We start from the raw sequence: 4,470 nt of genomic DNA, 5'->3' as shown, positions 1-4,470 counted from the left end.
GTGGCGAGCGTCGGCTTCATGCCTGACGGCCGCGTGGGCGAGATATTCCTCAACGCGGCGCACCGCGATCAGTTCATGGATCATCTGATCCGCGACATCGGCGTGCTGATTTCCTACTGCCTGCAATCGGGCTGCGATTTCGAGCGGCTGCGCGAGGGCATGACTCGCGACGCGCATGGGAGCGCCCAGGGGATCGCCGGCGCCGCGCTCGATGCGCTGGCGGGCTTTCTGGCGGAGGCTTCGGCCGATGGCGCGACGCGCTGATCCCAAGGCCGAAGCCGAGGCGCGCGCCAGGGCGTTGCGCGAGGGGTTCGCCGATTATGACCGCCGGCGCTGCAAGTGCGGCGCAAAGTTTCCGCCGTTTGGCGTTTCCGGGACCTTTTATTGCCGCCGGTGCTGGCGTGCGGCCTGCGCGAAGGAGAGCAGCCATGTGGATCGATCTGCGAGGCAATCCGGTCAAGGGGCGCTGTTCTAACGGCGTGATGAAGCTGTTCGCGCCGATCGGGCGGTTTACGCCGGCGCGGAAGATGGCGCTGGTCGGCGCCGTGAAGGCCGGCCATGCGGCGCTTGCCGACGTGCTGCGGTTTTACCGCATCTCCGAGGATGAGTGGCTGGCCTGGACGCGCGACGCCGCGGGCGGTCGCGATCTCATGCGCGTGACGCGGCGCAGTCCGCGTGCGCTGGCGCGGGTGGCGTGAATTCTTCGGCGCCCTGACCGAACAATTTCTCCAAAAAAAGACTGAGAGCGCGCGGTGATGAGCACGCCGGAACCCGTTTTTTCGCCTGTTGACGCCGCCCTGGACTATGCCGCCCGGGGGTGGCCGGTGTTTCCGTGCTCGCCCTCGCCGGAGAAGAACGTCGGCAAGCGTCCGCTGGTTCCGGGCGAGAGCGCGCCCGGCGCGAAGGACGGCGGCCTCTATCTCGCCACCTGCGACGCGGACCAAATCCGCGCCTGGTGGCGGCGCTGGCCGCGCGCCTTGATCGGCCTGCGCACCGATACGTGCGTCGGTTTCGTCGTCGATCTCGATCCGCGCGAGGCGACGGCCGAAGAAATGCGCGCGTCGCTGGAGGATTTTTGCGGGGGCTTCCCGGCCGGGATGGCGGAGAGCCGGACGCAATCCGGCGGGCTGCATTTGTGGTTTCGCACGCCGGCCGATGGCGCGGTCATTGGCAACCGGACCGCGCTGTTTTCGAAGTGTGAGACCGCGCCGGAGGCGATTCGCGCGCATGTCGATGTGCGGGGGGCGGCCGGCTATGTGATCGCGCCGCCCTCGATGATGCTCAACGGCCGAAGCTATGAGTGGATTACGCCGCCGGCCGGCGAACTGCCCGAAGCGCCGGCGCGTCTGGTCGACATCATTCTGTCGCGCGGGGAATTCGCGCCGCGCGCGCGGCCGGCGGCGCCTGTGCGCGACTACGCCAAGGATCATTCGGCCGTTGACGAGGCCCGGCGCAAATATGCGATGGCGGCGCTGGACGCCGAATGCCGCGCGATCGCCGGCGCGCCCGATGGTCAGCGCAACCAGACCGCCAACGATTGCGCCTTGAAGATCGGCCACCTGGTCGGCGCCGGCGCGTTGTCGCGCTCGCTGGCGCTGGCCGCGCTGATCGAAGCCTGCATGGCCTGGGGCATCAAGGCCAATGACAAGGCGGTGAAGCCGGGCGGCACGGTCGAACGCGCGCTGGACGCCGGCGCGCTGGAGCCGCGCGATATGTCCGACGTCGGAACGCGCGCGCGGGAGCGTTCGAACGTCGTTCCGCTGCGCGGCCGCGCGCCGCCGGACGACGATTACATCCCGCCGGGCGAACCTGTCGCCGCCTCGCGTGGGGCCGATCCCGCACCCTTTGTTGGCGCGCCCGAAGAACCCTCCCATACGGGAGAGAGCAGCGGCGAGCCCGACCAGGGGAGTGGGGGAAGCGGCGTCGTCTCCGACGACAGCTCTATTGATCGCCGCTGCGCCTTCCTGCCGATGACCGATCTCGGCAATGCGGAGCGCTTTTTCGCTCGCTATGACGGCAAGGTGCTTTGGTGCGAAAAACTGGGCTGGCTGATCTGGGATGGGCGGCGGTTTGCGCGCGAGGGCGCGAACGACAGCGTCATGTCGGCCGTGCAGGCGACGGTTCGCGCCATCCAGGACGAAGCGAAGGCCATTCGCGGCAGCGAGGACGATTACGCCACCATCGTGCGCGACAAGGAAGTCTGGTTCTCCGACAAGGTCGCCGCCTGGGGGCGCGCCTCGGAAAGCAACAACCGTATTTCCGCCATCAGCAAACTGGCGGCGGCGAAATTCTCAGTCAGCCCGGATGAGTTGGACCGCGATCTCTACGCCATCAACGTGCTGAACGGGACGCTGCGGATCAGCAAGGATTTTGACGGCTATGTGCGGCTGGACCCGCATGACCCCAAGGACCGCATCACCAAACTGGCGCGCGTGACCTATGACCCCGACGCGGCGGTGCCGAATTATCGCGCCTTCCTCGACCAGGTGCAGCCGCCGGCCGCTGACGGGTCGCGGGCGGTTCAGCGCTTCCTGGCGCAATGGGCGGGGCTCGGCCTGACCGGCGACACGTCGGAACAGCGGCTGACGTTTCATTACGGCAAGGGCCGGAACGGCAAGGGCGTCTGGACCAAATGCCTGCTGCATGTGAGCGGCGACTATGCCGACACGATCCCCATTGAGAGCTTTCTGGACTCCGGCCGCGCGCGAGCTGGTGGGCAGGCGACGCCCGATATCGCCAAGCTGCCGGGCGTGCGGCTGCTGACTACCTCGGAGCCGAAAAAGGGCGCGACGCTCGACGAGGGGCTGGTGAAGCTGTTCACCGGCGAGGATCGGATCGACGCGCGCCACCTCAACAAGGAGTTCTTCTCGTTTCGGCCGCAAGCCAAGCTGACCATGCAAGGCAATTATCGGCCGAAGATCAGCGGGACGGATGAGGGTATCTGGCAACGCATGATCCTCGTGCCGTGGCCGATCACGATTGCGCCGAACAAGCAGGATCGGGGGCTCGATAAAAAGCTCTACCGGGAGGCCTCCGGCATCCTGAATTGGATGCTGGATGGGCTGCGCGACTGGATGGATCACGGGCTGCTGCTGCCGGACGCCGTGAAGGACGCCACCGCCTCCTATCGCGAGGACAGCGACCCGCTCGGTCGCTTCCTGGAGGTCTGCACCAAGCCCGACATCGGCAAGCGCGTCCAGGCCGTCGAGATGCACCGGCTGTACTGCGCATGGGCGAAGGCCAACGGCGAGGCGGAATGGACCATGAAGGGGCTTGGCATGGCGCTGACGGAGCGTGGCATCCCGAAAAAGAAGGCCTCGGAAATCTGGTGGCTCGATCTGTCGACGACGAAGGTGGTGTCCGATTTCGTCAATGAGCATGGGCGCGCCTGGGGCTCGGGGGACCATAGCGGCGGTCCACCGGACGAGGATGATGGCCGTTGGGAGCGCGAACCATGACGCAATCCTCCCATCCTCCCGTTTTTCGCTCAATCCTCCCGCGCGCAAGTATCTGTTTTCGCGCGTGTTGGGAGGATTTGGGAGGATAGGGAGGTTTTTCGAGCCTTCGGCCTCATGTGTGTGCGTGCGCGCAGGAAAAAAATACGAATTTCATATGTGAAAACCCTCCCTATCCTCCCTAACCCTCCCAAAGGCTTTTCAATCAATGGCTTATGAACGGGAGGATTTCTAAAAATCCGGGAGGGACGGGAGGATCGCCGGTTTAGCGTGTCGGAGCATCGAGATGGTTGCAAAATTTTGGGGCGTCGCGGGTTTGAAGACGGGGATCAAGGCGCTGGGGGAACGCCGCGAATTCCCCTTCGGGCGTCAGAGCCTGCCTGAACCCGTCTGCAACGCCGCCGCGCGCGAAGGGCTGGAGGCTGCGGGATTCGAAGTGTTCGCGCCCGCGATTGGAGCATCAACGCGTCGGCGCCGTCAAGGGCGTCATCCTCGATAAAGACGGCAACACCGTCTACGATCTCTATTCCGAGTTCGGCATCAGCGCCGCCGCCGACGTGAATTTCGATCTGACGGCCGCGGGCAAGCCGCGCAAGCAGTGCGCGAGCATTGTGCGCAGCGTCGCCCAGAGCCTCGGCGGCATCGCTTATTCCGGCATTTACGCGCTGTGCGGCGATACGTTCTGGGACACGCTGATCACGCATGCCGACATCGAGAAGACCTATCTTTACCAGGAAGGCCAGCAGCTTCGGAACGGCATCGCCTATCAGACGCTGACTTTCGGCGGAATCATCTGGGAGAACTACAAGGGCTATGTGCCGGCCAATGACGGCTCCGGCGGCGTGACGCCGTTCATCGGCGCGACCGAGGCGCGGGTTTTCCCGCTCGGCGTTCCCAACTTCTTCCGGACGGTCTTCGCGCCGGCGGATTACATGGAAACCACCAACACCATCGGCCTGCCGCGCTACGCCAAGGCGATCCCGAGCGACAACAACAAGGGCGTGCGTCTGGAGAT

Annotated in this window: 3 protein-coding genes and 1 pseudogene; all 4 read left to right on the top strand. The window is 65.5% G+C overall.

Annotation, left to right across the window (positions count from 1 at the left end):
• Window positions 1–264, top strand: a pseudogene (locus CFB24_RS22045) (hypothetical protein); the annotation flags it as partial.
• Between the two features lie 164 nt (window positions 265–428).
• Entirely contained in the window at window positions 429–698 is a 270-nt protein-coding gene (locus tag CFB24_RS22900) for a DUF1153 domain-containing protein (protein ID WP_158255250.1), read from the top strand.
• 57 nt (window positions 699–755) lie between these two features.
• On the top strand, window positions 756–3,458 hold the full coding sequence (locus tag CFB24_RS22030; RefSeq protein ID WP_088522756.1) for a phage/plasmid primase, P4 family: 2,703 nt from the start codon (window positions 756–758) through the stop codon (window positions 3,456–3,458).
• Window positions 3,459–3,907: 449 nt separating this feature from the next.
• Window positions 3,908–4,470: major capsid protein (locus tag CFB24_RS22025; RefSeq protein WP_176440473.1), on the top strand; the 563-nt coding region annotated here is incomplete at its 3' end.

Origin of the sequence: Rhodoblastus acidophilus, from assembly GCF_900187365.1 — a bacterium.
GTDB classification, from domain to species: Bacteria; Pseudomonadota; Alphaproteobacteria; order Rhizobiales; family Beijerinckiaceae; genus Rhodoblastus; species Rhodoblastus acidophilus.
This window is presented reverse-complemented; position numbering and strand designations above follow the sequence as displayed.

What these genes read in the sequence shown, in the direction of transcription:
- CFB24_RS22900 (WP_158255250.1), top strand. Translation starts at nt 429, where the DNA reads ATGTGGATCGATCTGCGAGGCAATCCGGTCAAGGGGCGCTGTTCTAAC.
- CFB24_RS22030 (WP_088522756.1), top strand. Translation starts at nt 756, where the DNA reads ATGAGCACGCCGGAACCCGTTTTTTCGCCTGTTGACGCCGCCCTGGAC.